The organism is Thermodesulfovibrio sp. Kuro-1, from assembly GCF_006538445.1.
GTDB lineage: Bacteria > Nitrospirota > Thermodesulfovibrionia > Thermodesulfovibrionales > Thermodesulfovibrionaceae > Thermodesulfovibrio > Thermodesulfovibrio yellowstonii.
Genome location: NZ_BJKS01000003.1, coordinates 110,351 through 129,054 on the forward strand (window position 1 = coordinate 110,351; position 18,704 = coordinate 129,054).

Genomic DNA, 18,704 nt, shown 5'->3' on the forward strand with positions numbered 1-18,704 from the left:
ACAGCCTAACCTTTATGAGTTTTAACAATGTTTAAAAGACTTTCACTTTTGAGTGAATCTATTGAATGATATGTTGCTTGAAGCCATTCTGCAATCTTAATTGCTAAATCCATTTTCATAAATTTGTCCTTTTTTTCTGTATCAATAACAATGAAATCTGTTAACGGAAAATCTTTTAACATAAAACAAACACTTTTAAGTTCTTCCAAAACAGGTTTATCACTCAAGGATACATTTGGTTTTCCATCTGTAATAATCAAAATTAATAATCTATTTTCAGGATACTTAAAATGTGTTATTTTCATTAATTTATAAGCCTCCATAAGTCCAGCTGAAAGAGGAGTTTTACCTCCAGTTGGAATCTCTCTCAGACGTTTTAATGCGAGTTCCACTGAAGATGTAAGCGGAAGTAATATCTCAGCTTTATCTTTTCTGAAAACAATCATAGCCACTTTATCACGCTTTTTATAGCAATCCATAAGCAACGAAAGCACTGCTCCTTTTGTTGCCTTCATTCTCTGCTCTACACCCATAGAACCTGAACCATCAACAACAAAAATTACATTATGACTCATTCTTCTCTCTTTTTCTTTGTATCTAAGGTCATCATCAAAAATTACTACATTATCCTTCATGCCTCTAAGTTTTTGAAAAGGTGCAGCGGCTCTTAAAGTTGCATCAATTGCTATTTCGGCTCTTTTTTGTAGAAGACTTCTTATGTATCTGCCTCCCCTACCCTTTGTTTTAGTCTTTGTTCTTCTTCCCGTTGTTTGCCTTACGATTCTATCTTTCTTGAAAATAAATCTCTTTACTTTGAAACTTTCACCAATTGGGAAAATTTCTTCTTTTTCAGAGGAAGGAATACTCTGAGATGTGCCATCATGGGATTCTTGGCTTTGGGAAAGAGGAGTTTTTTGCTCTCTTTCTTTTTGTTCTTTTCTTTTTTCTAAATTATTGGAACTTTCTGTTTCATTTTCTTGCTCTTGTTCCTTTTCCTCTGGCTCTGGTTCAAGAAGCCTTTTTCTGTGATTTAAAACAAGATGTGCCACTGCTTTAACATGCTCTTCGGTCACAGTCTCCTCTTCCTTATATGCAGCAAAGGCTTTAGAGGCATAGTAAAGATAAATATCTCCTCTATGTCCTGAAACAGCTTCATTTAAAATCAAATCTGCAATAAATTCTTTTATCTCATCTGAAACTTTAACTTTTTTTATAAACTCTTTGCAGCTTAGGACTTTTTTAAATAATTGATTTTGCTCTCTAAAGCGGAATTCATCTAAAGCATTTAATTTTAATATTTCGGTTTTTTTGTCTTTATCCCTTACTTCATCCATAATCACGCACATGCCGAATCTGTCAAGAAAGTGAGATGAAAAATCAGCCTCTTCAGGATTCATGGTTGCAATAATCTGAAACTGAGTAGGCTCTCTCAAAGTAATTCCTTCTCTTTCAATGATATTTTCTTCTCTTGCCTGAACTTCAAAAACAATTGAGAGAATATCATGGGGAAAAAGATTAATATCTTCAATAATAAGAAAACCTCTGTTTGCCCTTGAAAGAAGCCCTCTCTGAAAAACTCTTTTCCCAGTTCTTATGGTTTCTTCAATATCAATTCCACCCAAAACCGCCTCTTCAGTTGCATTTATTGGAAGTTGAACAGAAGGAATTTTTAACTGTTTTAAAATATCGCAAAATGCTCTAAGAAGAGTTGATTTCCCTGTGCCTCTTTTCCCAGCCAATAAAACACCGCCACATCTTGGCTCAATTAAATTAAGCAAGAGAGCAAGTTTGGCATTTTCCTGATTTACGAAGTTGAAAAAGTTTATTTTATATTCTTTCAAGGATTGCATGAAGTTTCTCTGCCTCTTGCGAGATATCCTCAAAGGGAAGCCTTTTAAGTCTGTGTCTCAGAGCAAGCGGAGCAATCTTTTTTATATCTTCATGGGTTATTTCTGTTCTTCCACTGAATGCAGCAAAAGCTCTTGCTGCTTTAAGCATGACTATGTCTGCCCTGTGACCATCAAGGTTTAGTTCTGCTGTGACATCCACAACCGTTGAAACTGATTCTTCAGTAATTGCTATATCTTTAAGTCTTTCTTTTGCATTGATTATCTTTTCGGCAAGCTCTTCCTGAGCATTCTGCCACTTTTTATGGAAACCCTCAGGGTCGTCATCAAACTCTGCCTTTCTTTTTAAAATTTCAACCCTCAAAGCTTTATCCCTTATTGAATTAACCTGAACACAGAGACCAAATCTGTCAAGAAGCTGAGGTCTCAGCTCTCCTTCCTCAGGATTCATAGTGCCTACAAGAATGAATCTTGCAGGATGAACAAAGGAAACACCTTCTCTTTCAACTGTATTAATTCCCATAGCAGCAGAGTCAAGCAAAAGGTCAACAATATGGTCTTCAAGTAAATTTACCTCATCAACATAGAGAAAATTTCTGTTTGCATCTGCAAGAATTCCTGGTTCAAAGCGTTTCTCGCCTCTTTTTATTGCATACTCAATATCAAGACTTCCTACGAGTCTGTCTTCTGTAACACCCAAAGGAAGCTCCACAACTCGCATTTTCTTCTTTTCGGTCTCTAAGGCTTGATTTTTTTCAATCTTATCCAAACAATCACTACAAAAAGGTCCTTGAGGTGAGCAACAGAATCTACATCCTTTAACAACTTCTATCTCTGGAAGTAAATCAGCCAGAGCACGAACAGTTGTTGATTTAGCTGTACCTTTCTCTCCCATTATTAAAACACCACCAATACCTGGGTCAATAACATTCAAAATAAGAGCAAGCTTCATCTCCTCCTGGTCAACAATAGCAGTAAAAGGGAATATCATTTTAATTGCCTCCACTACGCTACTTGAGACTTAAGAAGAAATGATAGTGGTTTTTCTTTTAATGCACTTACTTTTAAGATTGAAAAACCTATTAAATTACCTTCTTCGTCCACTTTTTCCATAACCGCATCATTTTCCGTTTCTCTAAAATAACCTTTTTTTCTCTCAAAAAGCACCTCAATATAATCCCCTTCTTTGTCATACCAAACAACTATCTCTTTTGCCATATTAATTCTCCTTTTTTAACGCTATCTGTAAAATATGCTGTTATTATAAATATATCATCATTGGAAACTTTAACCACAACACACAGGTATTTTTCCGTTACTGGAGTTACTGGATAGTGCTTATAGAAAAGTTCTACCTGATAGTCTGTTCTTGACCTCACAATTATATCTGGATTTAGCAAAGTTTCTTTTACTTTTTCCATTTGGTTTTCCATCTCTGGATGATTGGTCTCAAAATGGTTCTTTCTTTCATCTGTAAGGCGAATATTTCTTTTAAACAAATCATCTAATATCAACCAATTACCTCCTTCATCTTCTCCTTCCAGAATTGAACCTCTTCTGCTGTTACAATATCAATTGAGCCACCCTGAAAGCTTCCCTTTGTATCACCCATTTTCTCCTCAATCCATCCCTCAATCTCAAGATATATTGCTTTCAATGCTTCTTTTACATCCTCTGCAGGGTTCCAGAGTCCTCTTTCCAATGCTTCAATTAGTCTTCGTGCAATCTCCTCCATTGCCCAAGGATTATGCTCTTCAAAGAATTTTCTGTTTTCCTCATTCATCATGAATGTTCTTGCTATGTCATCAAAAATCCAGTCATCAACCTCTTTTGTTGTTGCCTCCCAACCGTAAACTCTGCCTATTCTTTTTGATATATCTCCAGCACCTTTGTAGCCATGTCTTTTCATTCCCTCAATCCATTTTGGATTTAAAAGCTTGGTCCTTACAACTCTTCTTATTTCATCTGCAAGGTCTCTCACTTCAACATGGTCAGGATTACGAGTATCTCCATAATAGGTCTTAACTTCTTTCCCACTTAGATGTCTTGCAGCAGCAGTCATTCCTCCATGTGTGCCAAAATAGCAGCAACATCCAAAAAGGTCATACTCATCTGAGACAACTTTGTTATAGGTTATATCAACACTTTTAAGTATGCTTGCGAATTCTTTATGTTTACTTTCACCCCATATGCCTTTTCCGTAAGCATAGCCGTTCCAGTAAAGAAAAACCTCTGCAAGGTCTTTTTCTTCTTTCCAAGCAGAAGCATAAACTGCAAGCTGTGTTCCAGCCTGATATGTTCCTGGCATAGAGCAAAAAATTCTCAATGTGGCAGAACGAATATCCACACCGTTCTGAGCCATTTGCTCTAAGGCATGTTTTCGCACAAAGTTCATCTCCTCTGGCTCATCAAGGGTTGCTACTTGCTGAATAGCTTCATCAATTAGCTCAATGCACATTGGGAAATTATCTCTTGTAATACCAGAGACCCTTATGGTTACATCAATACGAGGTCTTCCAAGTTCACTAATTGGGATTATCTCAAATCCTTTCACCCTTCCATTTGAAAGCCAAATCGGCTTAACACCAATTAGATACATAATCTGTCCCATACCTTCACCATCTGCCCACATAATGTCTGTGCACTGCCAGTAAATCGCCACATTTTCAGGATATCTACCCTCTTCAGAAAGATGTTTTTCAATTAGCTTTTCAGCAAGCATTTTCCCTATCTCAAAAGCAGTTCGTGTGGGAACTCTGTTAGGGTCAAGGCTATAAAAATTTCTTCCTGTAGGCAAAACATCGTCTCTTCCTCTTGTTATAAGCCCTGATGGACCAGGAGGGATGTAACTACTGTTAAACCCACTAAGAAGTGACTCAATCTCTTTTGATTGCTCAATCTTTCTGTTAAGCTCAAGAATTTTCTCTTTTATTGCTTTCCATTTTGGGTCCTGCCAGTTTATTCTGTCCAGAATTTTCATACTGAGACCTCCATTAATACTTTCTTTACAATTTCTTTACCGATTTTATCTATCTCTTCAGAAATGGCTCCAAAGGCTTTACCAGTGAGAGGGTCAATTTTTTGAGAATTTGCCAAAATTTCTTCCCAATCATATCCAAGCAGTTTTGCTATCTCCTTTCTAAGGGAAAGCTCCTGTCCAGCATCATATCGCATTATTGAGTATATAAAATCTACTCTTCTGTCACCTTCAGGCAGTTTTCCAAAAATATGCATTCCATCCTGAATCTGAGTATTTCTTATAAGAGAAAGCTTTGCATGGGCTTCTTCAATGATTTTTTCAAAGGGAATTTGATGTAGCTCCTCATGACTTAGCTCAGAAAGACACACTTTTTTATCATGCCAGAGGATTTTTATCTCCTTGTCAAGCTTTGCTTTAGCTATTGCACCTATTATCATATGCTCAAGCGTATGAAGTCTTGCAGGTTCTTTTCTTTTTGCCTCCTCATATTCACCGAGAAGTCTGTCAAGCTCCATTAGCTCATCATAGAGTCCACCCTCAGTGAGCACTGTCTGCATGTGGTCAACAAGCACTGCATAGCTACGTCTCTTTGCGATAGTTCCTTCTGGAGGATTGTCGGCATTGTAAATATAAAGATGAGGCAATGTATCAATTCCAATATCAGGGAAGCAGGCTGAACTTAAACCAACACCTTTCCCCGGCAAAAACTCTAAGTTTCCATGAGTTCCCACGTGCACAACTGCGTGAGCTTTAAACTCACGAGAAAGCCACTTATATGTTGCAACATACTGATGCGGTGGTGGAGTATCAGGATCATGAAGAATTCTACATACCTGACCGTCACATCTTGCTCCTGCGCATCCCCGTTTTGGCTGAACCATTATGAGCACATTTCCGAATCTTAACCCAGTTATTACAATCTTGCCATTATAAACCATTGCAGGAGGTATTCCGTTTTTATGCTCCCCGGGTGGTTCACCCCATGAATCAATCATACGCAAACGGGTTTTTTCAGGAATTTCGTTAAACCACTCCATGTATTTTTCTTTATCAATAAAAGCTATGGCACCACCTTTTTCAACGATTTCTTCCACTGTTGTCCATCTGAACTCTGATATTGCCTTTTTGTTCATTATCTCATCAATAAGTGCTTTTCCACTTTCTGGAGGCTCTACACTGTATCCAACCTCTTTCATTCTCTTCATAATTTCAGCAACGCTTTCAAGGCTGTCAAGATGGGCTGCAGAGCCAACTGTTGCCTCCACAGAAGCACAGGGATTGTTATGGAGGACGAAAGCAACCTTTCTTTCATTAACCGGGGTTCTTTTAAGTTCAATCCATCGGCAGATTCTATCAACAAATTTGTTTACTCTTTCTCTAATAGGCATTTTTCTTCTTTCAGACTCTTCTCCTTCAACCTGTGCTGATACTATTACTGGCTCAATAACTCCCTCAAACTCTGGCAAAGCAATACTCCAGCCTATGTCAAGATTGAGTTCTTCTTTTTCCCACTCATCAATAGTTTTGTAATAGGAACTTACAGGACAAAAAACAGGCACATTAAGCCTCTTGAGTATCTCAACTCCGTCAGAGGCTACATCGGTGTTGTCCATTCTTTTCTCTCTGCTTGTTCCAAGAAAGAATGAGATTAACTTAATAAATCCATCTATTCTTGGTTTTCCTTTTCTGTCAATAAACCACTCAAGCACAACTTCTCCGCTTCCCTTTGTGCCAAGAGCATTATCTTTTACAGAGTAAGCAAATGCAGCAATTACATTGAATCCCCTTTCCTCAAGCTCTTTAATCAATAAATCTTCAACCTCTGTGTTTCCATTTATCCAGTAATGTCTGGAAAAGAGAATGCCAATTGTAGGTCTCTCAGTTAGTAGTGAGTCAGCATCTTGACCCTTAGGATAAGACGAAAGAATGTCATTCCGAGACACTTTAGTGCCGAGAAATCTCCTACTTCCATACCATTCTAAGTATTCATCAACATTGGTAAAAATTCTATCTGCATCAGGATGATAAAGTCCTTCCCAGGAAATTTGTTCAGGCTCTTCGTAGGAAATATCATTATCTAACAACTTATTTACAATAAATCTAAACATGTTGGTAACATTTTTTTCACCATTTATAACAAGATAGCTGTATGCCTTACTCAGAAGTTCAGGCTCTACATTTGAGAGCATCCAGTATGATGGGTCATGTCCGAGACAGACAACTTTTGCCTTTGTCTGTTCGCTCTTTATTCTTTTCTCAATCTCTTCCCATACTGCCTCATTTGAGCGATAAAGAAAGATAATCTCAGCCTCTTCCATATCTTTGAAAACTTCTTCAAGCCTTTCAGGTTCAGCATCCAGAACTCTTGCTGAGTATACTTTCAGAGATAAATCTTTTATATTTTTTGATACCTGAAGTACAATATTGTAATAACTCTGCCATATAACTGCTAAAATTTTAAGCATCTGTTACCTCCATTGAATATTTTGAAAAATGGCTTAATTTCGTTATAATATTTTCAAAAAGGGAGGTGTTTTGATGAAGAAATATTCTTTCCCTGTAATCATTGAAACAGATGAAGATGGTTTTTTTATAGTAAGCTGTCCTTTGTTTAAAGGTTGTCATTCTTACGGAAAAACAATTGATGAAGCGCTTAAAAACATAAGAGAAGCTATAGAGCTTTGTTTGGAAGAGGCAAAAGAAGAAGACCTTAAAAGATACATAGGCACAGAAACCATAGAAATACCTGTTAATGCATAAACTTCCAGCTATTACAGGCAAAGATTTAATAAAATTTCTTGAATCAATTGGATTTAAGGTTATTCGTATAAAAGGTTCACATGTAAGGCTAAAAAATGAGGAAGGTAAAGCCACCACAGTGCCTTTGCATGGCAGTGAAACTTTACCTAAAGGACTTTTAAGAAAAATAATAAGAGAAGATTTAGAAATGTCACTTGAAGAATTCCTTATCTTATTCAATAACTTCAAAAGTTAACCCTCCTAAAGCAATGGGCATACTATGCTCTGTCCATTAATGTTGCTTTTTATTACTTCTATATCATAGACCTTTCGTATGAGCTCCTCTGAAATAATCTCATCGGGGTTACCTTCTGCTATCTTTGTTCCAGAATTTATAACCACCACCTTATCAGAAAAAAGCCCTGCAAGATTTGGGTCATGAAGGGTCATTACAACTACTAAAGCCCGATTTTTCGCAATCTCTTTAATCTTCTTAAGCACATTTATCTGATTTCTAAAATCAAGGTGACTTGTTGGTTCATCAAGTAACATCACAGGTGTATCCTGTGCAAGGGCTCTTGCAATCAAAGTGAGTTGACGCTCTCCACCACTAATTTTTGTATAGGGGATATCCTGCAAATGTTCAATTCCAACTATTGTCAAAGCCTCTTTAACTTTTTCATAATCCCTCTTTCCAGGAGATGAAAAAACTCCCACATAGCTTGCCCTTCCCATTAATACAACATCAAATACTGAGTATGGAAATGGAGGTTCGTGTTCCTGTGGAACCATGGAAAATACTTTTGCTCTTTTTCTGAATGAGAGTTTATCAATCGGGTTTCCATCAAAATAAATCTCTCCCTTATAATATTTCCATAACCCCGCAATACATTTAAAAAGCGTTGTTTTCCCTGAACCATTAGGTCCGAGAATTGTGGTAATAGAGCCCCTTTCCGCATTAAAGCTAATACCTTTAAGAACATCGTCTTTTTTATCTTTATGCCTAAAATATATATTTCTTACACTAACCATAATTTATTCCTTTTATACCCTCTTCCCTTTTTCTGTCATTCCGAGCAAAGCGAGGAATCTCCTCCCTCGCTCCGAGTGATAGAAGAAAATATCTACTTCCCCCATGCCTCTTTACCGCCACGCTTCATGAGATATATAAAAAAGGGTGCACCTGTAAGTGCGGTGATTATTCCTACGGGTATATCAAAAGTTGTAAGTGTCCTTGAAACCGTATCTGCAGCAATCATAAAGGCTGCTCCTGCTGCAATACTTAAAGGAACAAGGCTTTTATGGTCCGGTCCTGTAAGCATCCTTACAAGATGGGGAACCATAAGCCCCACCCATCCAATTATTCCACAAAGGGAGGTAGCCACTGCTACCGCAAAAGTTGAAAAGCCTATGAAAAGCAATCTCTCCCGTCTTATATTCACCCCCAATGCCTTTGCTTCCTCCTCTCCCATGCTCATTACATTAAGCCTCCATCGCATAAGAAAAATGGGTACAACTCCAGCTAAAACTCCAGCTCCAGCTATTTTTACTGCTCTCCAGTCTGCAAGGCTAAAGCTTCCCATGAGCCAGTAAACAATGCTTTGAAGTTTGTGGGGGTCAACAAGAAACTTTACTATTGAAACCATTGCTGTGAAAAAGGCAGATACAATCACTCCTGATAAAATCAAGGGAAGACGGGAGACTTCTCCCTGAGTTCTTGCAACACCATAGGCAACCATTACAGCAACTGTAGCAAAAACAAAAGCTGTAATCTGAAGGGGTAAAAAGCTCAAAAAACCTATTGTTATAGCACATCCGAATGCTGCACCTGCTGAAATACCAAGTATGAATGGGTCAACAAGAGGGTTTCGGAAAATTCCCTGAAGCGTAACTCCAGCCGAAGACAATGCTGCACCAACAAGTCCTGCAAGAATAACTCTTGGAAGCCTTATGTCAATGATTATCGCTTTCTCAGGTATATCTCCGATATCAAAGATGTGAAGAGTTTCGTTCAAGAGTATTTTTATCACCATAGTGGGTGTTACTCCATATGCACCAAGAAAAAGAGATGCCCATGCGATAAATACCGGCGAGATAAAAATTAATATACTCCTAAAACCCTTCATACTGTCTCACTTTATAATAAGATATTCCGAATACTTTTTTATAAAAATCATCTATTACCTTTTCAAAATTAATATCCCTAAATACTTCAGGATAAATCTTCATTGCCATATAAAGAGCAATTGGTGCAAGACGGGGTGACCATGTAGACCACTTTGGAAGCTTATATACTTGCCTGTTCTGCACAGCCTTGATAAACCTCCATTGACTGTTATTGTATAACCAAGACTCATCATATCCAGCAGAACCCCAGATAAAAATAAGGTCTGGATTCCATTGAACTATTTTCTCCAAAGAAACATCAATGTGTCTTTGAATAAAGGTCTCCGCTGGGTTTACCCCTCCAGCGATTTTTATTATATCATTAGTAACACCCAATGCTCCCGAGACTCTTGTTGGTGCTCCTCCAAGATGAATAACCTTTTTTCTTTTTTGTGGAGGTATTTTACTAACTTTCTCACTGATGAGCTTAAATATTTTCTCCATCTCCCTGATTACTTCTTCCACTCTTTTTTCTTTTCCGAAAAGCTTCCCATGCATTCTCATGTCTTTGTATAACTCAGCAAGACTTTCAGGATATATTCCGATTACTTTTATTCCCTTTTCTTCAAGGAATTTTATCGTATCTGGGTTGTATGTCCAAGTAATTACTAAATCAGGATTTAGCTTCATTACAGCTTCTACATTAACATCGCTTCCTGTGCCTACCAATGGTTTTCTTAAATTTTTATTATCAGTCACGATTGCCTTGTAAAGTCCACAGTTTTCCTCTGCCCAGCGAGAAACTCCTGAAACCTGACTCCATAAATTTAATGCAGGTATTAACTCGTATGAAATAACAACAACAGCTCTTTTAACAGGCACATTGAGAGACACTTTTCTTCCAAGTTTGTCAGTTATAGTGATGGTAGAGGCAGAGGCTATCCCTACCATCACTAAAGTGATTAAAATTATTAAAACTTTAATGTAAGCTCTGTAAACCATGACCTACCCGGTGCTTTGTAGTATTGATAGTATTTTCTATCAAAGATGTTATCTACAGAAAAGCTAAGCTTTGCAAACTTTGTAAATTGATAGCCAATTTTTCCATCTACAACAAAATAAGGATCGTAGGAACCATAGACATTGTTTGCATAATCTCTGTTCCTATCATCAGCATACATTTTACCAACATATCTTCCTACTATATAGGCTGAAAAACCTGATTTTTCAAATTCTGCACCAATATTTGCTTTCCAGAGAGGATTATAAGTAAGTCTTTTCCCCACAGAAAGAGGTTCTGCTGTATTTTCTTTGATTTCAGAATCTGTATAAGTAAAATTAGAAAAAAGCCTCAACCATTTTTCTAATCTCTGCTCAATTTCAAACTCAACTCCTCTGGATTCTGCTTTTCCAACATTGATATAATCCCTGTTTGTGCCTGTAGATTTTCTGTATATTAAATCATTCATATGGTTTTCAAAATAGGTTAATGAAGCTTTTGCATCTTTCCATAACTTTTGCTCAATCCCCAAGTCCCATGACACAGCAGTTTCAGGATCTAAATAAGGATTGGGAAGATATATGGTTCCTGTAGAAGATCTCCATGTTCTATATAATTCATAAACTGTGGGTGGTCTGAAAGCTTTTCCAATAGAACCACGAAGAGTTGTCGTGTCAAAAGGCTTATAAACTATTGCAAACTTTGGGCTGAAAGAAGACTTGGATTTTGAAGGATAGGATTCTATTTTTGTTGGAGTCTGGGTTGTATCATAAGAATATCCTTCATAGGTCTTCCACCAGTCCTCTCTAAAACCTACATAGACTGTTAAATTGTTAAGAAACATTATTTCATCCTGAATAAAAACAGAGTAAATTCTGCCTTTACCTTTTGATTCACTTCTTAGAGTGCCTGTTTTTGAGTCTTCATCTTTCCAGTTACTGAGATATTCGTCTTTTGTATTGGCATAATCGTGTTTGAAGGAGCCACCAAATGTGAGAATTTGGTTATTAAAAATCGGAATCGTAAATTGTATATCTCCCATATATGACTCTGCAGGTGTATTTGTTACATAGCCACATGTTGAACCCGGAGTTGTACATCCCCAGATTTTAGCAGAAGTAGAAGGAGTTACATACCAGTCTTTTTCTATATCAAGATATGAAAGATTAAGTTTCATTTTCATGTCTTTGTAAAGATTTGTCTCAAACCCTAAGGCATAGGTATTCTGGGTTCTACCACCTGCACCATTGAGAAAAGTATACTCACTTGTGCCTAAATAATAAGGGTTTCCAGAGGCATCTTTTAAGTAAGTATGTGGGTCATCATAATTATATTCATAACGATTTCTCATGAATGAAAGATTTATTTTTGTATCTTTTGTAAACTCATACTGTGCTTTAAATGTTATTCCATCATCCCACCAGCGATTGTCTCCTTTATCACCCACAAGGTAGCCAGTACTTACTCCATAGGTGGAACTATAATAAGTAACATATTCTCCACCAGTATATGTACCTGAAGGTTTTGAAGATCTTATATTCAAATCATTTGGATAACCATTAGTTCCCTGCCAGCCATAGCTTAAGAAAATGCTCAGTTTATCCCAGAATTTGTCTCCATAGGATGAATAAATTCTCCGCAAGTCATCCATTGCCTCACCTCTGTTCCAGCTTGAGCCATAGCCCGTTTTAAAAGTGAACTCTCTTTTTTCGGGCATTTTCGTGATAAAGTTCACAACTCCACCCATTGCATAACCACCATAAAGAGAGGAAAAGGGACCTTTTACAACTTCCACTCTTTCAAGGTCTTCTGGATAGTATCCCCCCATTCTTACATTTCCAGTATATGGATTATTTAAAACAATTCCATCCATAAGAATTAGTGTTCTTTTTTGATCTGGTATCCCTCTTAAGGTTATTGCTGAGAGCGTATCCATTAATCCCTTGCCTCTTCTTACAAATACACCTGAAACATCATTCAATGCCTGATCAATTGTTTTAGGTGCTTTAAGTTCAATTTTTTCTTTTGTAATAACACTTACACTTGCAGGTGCTGACTCAATAGGCGTCTCAGTTCTCGTTGCTGTCACAACAATTTCCTCAAGCTTTACTTCCTCCTTTTGCTCTGCCTTAGCAGGACTAAAAAAATATAGAACACAAAATAACATAAATACCATTAAATAAATCATCTCAACCCCTCCACAATTCAGTTTTCATGAATTTCATCCTGTCATTCCGAGCCCGAAGGCGAGGAATCTCCTTCCTATTATTAAACTTCGGAAGAGACCCTTCGGGGCTACATCCCTCAGGATGACAGTTTTTGCTCCCTTCAGAGAGGTTTGAGACCCTTCATGAGCCTAATTCATAAAAAAAGCCGTGGTAAGGCTTCCGCCTTCCACGGCCTTCATGACCAGTTTTACCCTTCGTGGGTAGAAAAATTAAAACAAAAAATGGTAGGTTATGTCAACTATTCTCTTTCAAATCCGTACTTATCAGCATTCTTTAATAATTCCTGATAATAAATGTAGAATTTTAAAATATCCTCAAAATGTTGATTTATAACTGTGTATAATTCTTCAGGAGTTACTTCCCAGTAAATATGAACAAGCCTGTTACGATATCCAGCAAGATTTTTATTTTTTTCAGCAAAATCTACTGGAATAAGTCCATGTTTGCCAAGACTTACTATTATATCCTGATAATCTTTTGTTCTTGCTCCCAATCTTGAAAGAAAGTGACTCCCTACTGTCAGTATACCTTCAAGTGCTCTTCTTAGATAGTATTCTGCAATAATGTAATTTTTTTTATTCTTGACAAATTCATCTATATCCATAGTTTTAAAAGATTCCATTTCTTTTAATGCCTCTTCAATCTGGAAAAGTATGCTTCTTATCTTAGAAATATTTATCGGCTTTTTTTTAATCATTTGCAATTAAAGCCTCATTAAATATGTTTTCAAAGTATTTGAAATCAAGATATTGCATTACAATTTTGTCTTTGTATTCGTAGAAAAATTCTATATCAGAACAAAAAAGCAATTTTCCTTCTGTAACTGCATTAAATTGAAGACTCAGAGGCGATTCATGTAAATAGACTATATCAATCTTGCCTTTAAAATTTTCCGAAAGTTCATCATAAATTTCTCCATATATTTTGACTGGATCTTTTAATATTACAGTTTTGTCTTTAAATAACACAGCAAAATCAATATCACTTCCTTTATGAAATGTGCCATCTATTACAGAGCCAAAAATTAGTATGGCAACCACTCCAAGAGATTCGAGCTTTTCTTCATCAAACTTTGGTTTTTTCTTCAAATGCATAACATATTATAACAAATAGCCTGATTTTATTTTTTTATGCTTCTATGATAGCAAATTGAGATTAAATATTAAGAGGATAAATCATGTTTCTTGATATAAAGCTTTAACTTATGGATTTATTCCTTTTTACTAAAAGCAGAAAGGTTTTATATCAAGAACAGGTGTTCCATCATACATATCAAGCCTTTTAACTTTAATTACATTGTCTATAACATCCAATACCTCAAGAACTGATAGCCCGATAGGATTGGGTCTATGAGGTGAGCAGGTGCTGAAGACTCCTTTTGTTTCATTTAAGTGAGGTGGTTTCTGGATGAGTTTATCAGAAGTAAAAGGAGGAGACTTATGAAACACAAAAAGCACTACAATTTTATCTCCTGTCTTAATATCTCTTATTCCAAGCTTGTATTCAGGCTTAATTACAATCTCGCCTTCCACATCAGAAACGCTCCAGTGTCTGGGCAATTCGGTAGCAGGGGTTTTTACATATCCAATTGGCTTAAATCTATACTGCATAATTTTTTTCACAAAACTCCTTCAATTTTTTAAAAAACAAAAGCATTGTTTTTTGATATTCCAACTTTTATAGAAAACCGATAAACTCAATGAGCAGTATTCTATTTTTGTAAGTTTTTGAACAATTTCTTTCAATTTATTTTCAAGCTTGTCAGACATTTTATTTAATATGAATATACATCTTTATCCTCCATGTGAGCAAGAAAAAATGACCTATTATCCTCCTCTCCAAAGAAGGAAATTCCACCTCAAACTAAAAGAGAAATTCTTTGACCCATTGAGAGTCCTTGTAATGAGTATTATAAATTGACCAGCTTTAAATGTATGATAAAATAATTAATGAATTCTATTGTAAATCAAAAACTTAATATTAATACTGCTTTATTAGAAGAAGTAAAAAAAATCACCTTCCTCATCAAAACTAACAATGAAATTTATAACCTTTCTATAACCTCCTTTTCATTATTTATTTGTTTTTATAAAAACAACTTTATAGTATTTGAAGAAAATGAAGACCAAGCAGCTAAACTTTACGCGGCTTTTAAAACTTTTTCATCTTTTTTCAATACTACTGATGAAATAGTTTTCTTACCATCTAAGGGCACAGAAAGAATGATTGCAATATTTAAAATTCTGAATGAGAGAAATAAAAAAATAATAACAACAGTTGATTCTGCTAAAATTCCTCCCCATATTGAAACCATTAATATAAAAAAGGGAGGGACTATTGAAAGAGAATTTCTGGCAAAAAATCTTATTAACTTAGGATACAGTAAAGTTGAATTAGTCACACAGGAAGGAGAATTTTCTGAACATGGATGGGTATTTGATATATGGGGAATTGGAGAGGAATATCCTGCGAGAATTGAATTCTTTGGAGATGAAATAGAAGAGATAAAGTTATTTTATCCAGATACGCAACGCTCATTTAAAGATAAAAATGAGATATGGATAATACAGGCAGAAGAAAAAGAAATAAACAACATAGAGTTACTTGAATTATTTGAATTTGATAATATTTTTACGGTTGACAAAAATTTCACCAACAAAAAGTTCAATATAGTGAAAATATCACATTTACCTGTTAAATTTTCCACCAAATCAGTTGATGCAGGAGATAAAACATTTTATGGATTGGGAATATTGCCAAATGAAAGAAGCTCTATTTTAGATTTTCCCAGAAATTTAAAAAAACTGGGAATTCCTATAATCTTTTCTATAAGTTCTCGGGGAAAAGCTGAAACAATAAAAGAAGTTCTTTTTAACCACGATATCATCGCTCCATTAATTCATAAAAACGAGATTGGAACATATTCAGGCAAATATGCAATAACGATATCAGATCTTCAGGAGGGATTTTATAGAGAAAATCTTATGATAATTACAGATTTTGAACTATTTGGCGAGAAAACCCTTAAGAAGAAAAAACTTGCCATCCAGAAATTACCTATTGATGGACTTGAAATAAATGAAGGTGATTATATAGTTCATAAAGAGCATGGAATAGGGATTTTTCGTGGTATAAAAAGACAGAAATACGAAGGGACTGAAGAAGATGTGCTTGTTTTGGAATATAAAGATGGAGATATTCTTTACGTCCCTACTTGGAATATTGGAAAAATCTATAGATATTCTGCAAAAGAAGGTTTTATTCCACCGATTGATAAACTGGGAAGTAATAGGTGGCAGAAAGCAAAAGAAAGAGAAAGAAAAAGAATACATGATATAGCTGATAAACTTATTAAGCTTTATGCTCAGAGAAAAACTGAGCGAGGATTTATTTATTCAGAAGATACTGAAATTCATAAAAATTTTGATGACTTTTTCCCCTATGAAGAAACTGAAGACCAGCAAAAGGCTATTGATGCAATACTAAAAAAAATGAGGGAACCTTTCCCTATGGAGGTGCTTCTTTGTGGGGATGCTGGATATGGGAAGACAGAAGTTGCTATGAGAGCTTCATTCAGAGCGGTTTATGATGGGAAACAAGTTGCAGTTTTGGTGCCAACAACTCTTTTATGTGAACAACATTACAGGACATTTAAAAAAAGATTTGAAGCATTTCCTGTAAAAATTGAATATTTAAGCCGATTTCGTTCAGAAAAGGAAATTAAAAAAGTTATTGAAGATACAAAATTGGGGAAAGTTGATATTCTCATTGGCACTCATATAATTATTTTGAAAGAAGTTGATTTTTTTGACCTCGGGCTTTTGATTATTGATGAAGAACAGAAGTTCGGGGTAATTCATAAAGAGAAAATAAAAGAAAAATATCCAAAAGTTGATCTCATTACAATAACTGCTACTCCTATACCAAGAACTCTTCAAATAGGATTAAGCGGACTGTGGGATATATTCGTAATACAGACTCCACCTAAGGAAAGACTTGCTGTTAAAACATTTGTCATTCAGGAAAATGAATTAATAATTAAAGAGGCAATTGAAAAAGAAATTCAAAGAGGAGGACAGATTTATTTTCTTCATAATAGAATCCACGATATAGAATTAGTAAAATCAAAAATTCAAAAACTTGTTCCTATGGCACGAATTGGAGTTGCGCATGGTAGAATGAAAGAAAAAATGCTTGACAAAATAATGCTTGATTTTATTTATGGGAAAATTGATATCTTACTATGTACATCTATTATAGCCTCAGGACTTGATATTCCAAATGTAAATACAATTATTATTGATCAGGCTCAAACTTTTGGATTAAGCGATCTTTATCAAATAAGAGGAAGAGTTGGCAGGTCATACAGGCAGGCAAATGCTTATTTAGTCATTCCTCCTGAAGAAATTCTTAGTGAAGATGCAAAAAAAAGAATAAAAGCTATTCAGGAAATGAGCTATCTCGGAGCAGGTTTTCATATTGCTTTAAAAGACCTTGAAATAAGAGGTGCAGGAGAGCTTCTTGGTGTTGAACAATCAGGAGTAAACAGATTAGGTTTTGATCTTTATATAGAAATGTTAAATGAAGCTGTCAAAGAAATAAAAGGCGAAGTTTTGCCAGCACTGAAACTACCAGAAATTAAATTTTCTATACCAGCTTTTATCCCCGAAGAATACATAAAAGAGACTCCTATGAGAATAAGAATTTATAGAAAATTGAATCAAATTTCAGAAGACTCTGAGATAGAAAAACTTTATGATGAAATTATTGATAGATTTGGAATGCCTCCAAAGGAGGTTGAAAATATCTTCAAAATCGCTCGCATAAGACTCCTTGTTTCAAAAATTAAAGCCTCAGAGGTTAAACAAAAAAAGAATACATTTAAATTTAAAATGGAGGAAAATCTTGATACAGGTTTTGTAAACCGCTTATTACATATATTAACAGGATTTAAAAACAGGGGCATAATAAAAAATCTGAAATTTTATCAAGATGGCTTTGAAGTTAATATTGAAGAACTTGACGGTTTAATTTTATTTCTTAAAAGACTTATTGCAAAGCTTGAAGATAAAAAATGATATACTATAAAACTATGAGGACCAAATTTCTGGGAGTTTTGATTGCTTTTATTGTTATTGCATGCACATCTGAAGAAAGAATCAGACAGATGAACGAATCTGATTTTCATAAAGAAATTGGATTTGCTTACTATATTGAAAAAAACTACCAGCTCGCATACTCAGAGTTTCATAAGGCTCTTCAAATTGACCCTGATAATAAAGACGCACTTCATGGGTTGGCTCTTGTTCATATGGAATTTCAAGAATATGAGATGGCAAAAGATTTGTTTTTAAGAACACTTTCTCTTGATAACAACTATGCTGATGCATGGTTTAATCTCGGAGTATGCTATCAAAAACTCAATATGCATAAAGAAGCCATTGATGCTTTCCAAAAAGCATTGAATAATCCTTTATTTGTTACTCAAGATAAAGCTTATTTTGGGCAGGGACTTTCTTTATACAGAGTTGGGCAATATGAAGAAGCTAAAAATGCCTTTGACAAGGCAATAAAAAGAAACGTATTACTTATTCCAGCCCATCTTTATCTTGCTCTCACATATCAAAAGCTTAATCAATATTCAGAAGCAGTAAAAACATTGAAAAATTCCATTAAACTTGATCAGTCCTTTAAAGGAGATATAGATAAATTTATAAAAAATCTTGTAGATGATTTGAAAAAAGGACAGACTAACATGCCTAAGGAAGACATTCTTGACCTTCTTGAAATTCTAAAATACTAAA

17 protein-coding genes are annotated in these 18,704 nt (G+C 35.4%); 4 read left to right on the forward strand and 13 right to left on the reverse strand.

The features are described 5' to 3' along the window. Positions 1-5 precede the first annotated feature (5 nt). The 6 genes from FLY87_RS04620 to FLY87_RS10230 are packed head-to-tail and all read right to left on the reverse strand — an operon-like array spanning position 6 to position 7,292. Positions 6-1,850, reverse strand: coding sequence for a VWA domain-containing protein (locus FLY87_RS04620; RefSeq protein WP_141266375.1), 1,845 nt, complete (start codon positions 1,848-1,850; stop codon positions 6-8). Next, positions 1,828-2,838 (reverse strand): ATP-binding protein, encoded by a 1,011-nt coding sequence (locus FLY87_RS04625; protein WP_141266376.1) that lies wholly within the window; start codon positions 2,836-2,838, stop codon positions 1,828-1,830. Before FLY87_RS04625 ends, FLY87_RS04620 begins: the two co-directional genes overlap by 23 nt. Before the next feature lie 14 nt (positions 2,839-2,852). After that, a complete protein-coding gene (locus tag FLY87_RS04630; RefSeq protein WP_028842738.1) occupies positions 2,853-3,065 on the reverse strand; it encodes a DUF2283 domain-containing protein in 213 nt (70 codons plus the stop codon). Beyond that, on the reverse strand, positions 3,050-3,361 hold the full coding sequence (locus tag FLY87_RS04635; RefSeq protein WP_141266377.1) for a DUF4258 domain-containing protein: 312 nt from the start codon (positions 3,359-3,361) through the stop codon (positions 3,050-3,052). The genes FLY87_RS04630 and FLY87_RS04635 overlap by 16 nt, the downstream gene beginning before the upstream one ends. After that, entirely contained in the window at positions 3,358-4,827 is a 1,470-nt protein-coding gene (locus FLY87_RS10225; RefSeq protein WP_219994999.1) for a cobaltochelatase subunit CobN, read from the reverse strand. Before FLY87_RS10225 ends, FLY87_RS04635 begins: the two co-directional genes overlap by 4 nt. Then, the gene (locus tag FLY87_RS10230; RefSeq protein WP_219995000.1) at positions 4,824-7,292 is read right to left on the reverse strand and encodes a cobaltochelatase subunit CobN; all 2,469 of its coding nucleotides are present in this window, start codon (positions 7,290-7,292) and stop codon (positions 4,824-4,826) included. The genes FLY87_RS10225 and FLY87_RS10230 overlap by 4 nt, the downstream gene beginning before the upstream one ends. Positions 7,293-7,365: 73 nt before the next feature. Between FLY87_RS10230 and FLY87_RS04645 the strand changes: the two genes are divergently transcribed. Next, positions 7,366-7,587, forward strand: coding sequence for a type II toxin-antitoxin system HicB family antitoxin (locus FLY87_RS04645; RefSeq protein ID WP_012546765.1), 222 nt, complete (start codon positions 7,366-7,368; stop codon positions 7,585-7,587). Further along, a complete protein-coding gene (locus tag FLY87_RS04650; RefSeq protein WP_028842737.1) occupies positions 7,580-7,822 on the forward strand; it encodes a type II toxin-antitoxin system HicA family toxin in 243 nt (80 codons plus the stop codon). The genes FLY87_RS04645 and FLY87_RS04650 overlap by 8 nt, the downstream gene beginning before the upstream one ends. Positions 7,823-7,827: 5 nt before the next feature. On the opposite strand, the gene FLY87_RS04655 is transcribed toward FLY87_RS04650, so the two are convergent. From FLY87_RS04655 to tsaA, 7 genes are all read right to left on the reverse strand, one after another. Continuing rightward, positions 7,828-8,598, reverse strand: coding sequence for an ABC transporter ATP-binding protein (locus FLY87_RS04655; RefSeq protein ID WP_028842736.1), 771 nt, complete (start codon positions 8,596-8,598; stop codon positions 7,828-7,830). A gap of 92 nt (positions 8,599-8,690) precedes the next feature. Then, a complete protein-coding gene (locus FLY87_RS04660; protein WP_028842735.1) occupies positions 8,691-9,692 on the reverse strand; it encodes an iron ABC transporter permease in 1,002 nt (333 codons plus the stop codon). Continuing rightward, a complete protein-coding gene (locus FLY87_RS04665) occupies positions 9,679-10,674 on the reverse strand; it encodes an ABC transporter substrate-binding protein (RefSeq protein WP_255446966.1) in 996 nt (331 codons plus the stop codon). Before FLY87_RS04665 ends, FLY87_RS04660 begins: the two co-directional genes overlap by 14 nt. Continuing rightward, a complete protein-coding gene (locus FLY87_RS04670) occupies positions 10,644-12,860 on the reverse strand; it encodes a TonB-dependent siderophore receptor (RefSeq protein WP_141266378.1) in 2,217 nt (738 codons plus the stop codon). The genes FLY87_RS04665 and FLY87_RS04670 overlap by 31 nt, the downstream gene beginning before the upstream one ends. A 278-nt stretch (positions 12,861-13,138) precedes the next feature. Beyond that, positions 13,139-13,597: a DUF86 domain-containing protein gene (locus FLY87_RS04675; RefSeq protein WP_012546056.1), complete on the reverse strand. Its 459-nt coding sequence runs from the start codon at positions 13,595-13,597 to the stop codon at positions 13,139-13,141. After that, positions 13,590-13,994: a nucleotidyltransferase domain-containing protein gene (locus FLY87_RS04680; protein ID WP_012544930.1), complete on the reverse strand. Its 405-nt coding sequence runs from the start codon at positions 13,992-13,994 to the stop codon at positions 13,590-13,592. The genes FLY87_RS04675 and FLY87_RS04680 overlap by 8 nt, the downstream gene beginning before the upstream one ends. 129 nt (positions 13,995-14,123) lie before the next feature. Continuing rightward, positions 14,124-14,510, reverse strand: coding sequence for a tRNA (N6-threonylcarbamoyladenosine(37)-N6)-methyltransferase TrmO (gene tsaA, locus FLY87_RS04685; protein ID WP_181405997.1), 387 nt, complete (start codon positions 14,508-14,510; stop codon positions 14,124-14,126). A 339-nt stretch (positions 14,511-14,849) separates the two neighbouring features. Between tsaA and mfd the strand changes: the two genes are divergently transcribed. Both mfd and FLY87_RS04695 read left to right on the forward strand, forming a co-directional pair. Continuing rightward, entirely contained in the window at positions 14,850-17,978 is a 3,129-nt protein-coding gene (mfd, locus tag FLY87_RS04690; RefSeq protein ID WP_141266379.1) for a transcription-repair coupling factor, read from the forward strand. Positions 17,979-17,992: 14 nt separating this feature from the next. Continuing rightward, a complete protein-coding gene (locus tag FLY87_RS04695; RefSeq protein ID WP_181405988.1) occupies positions 17,993-18,703 on the forward strand; it encodes a tetratricopeptide repeat protein in 711 nt (236 codons plus the stop codon). The last annotated feature ends 1 nt before the right edge of the window (position 18,704 follow it).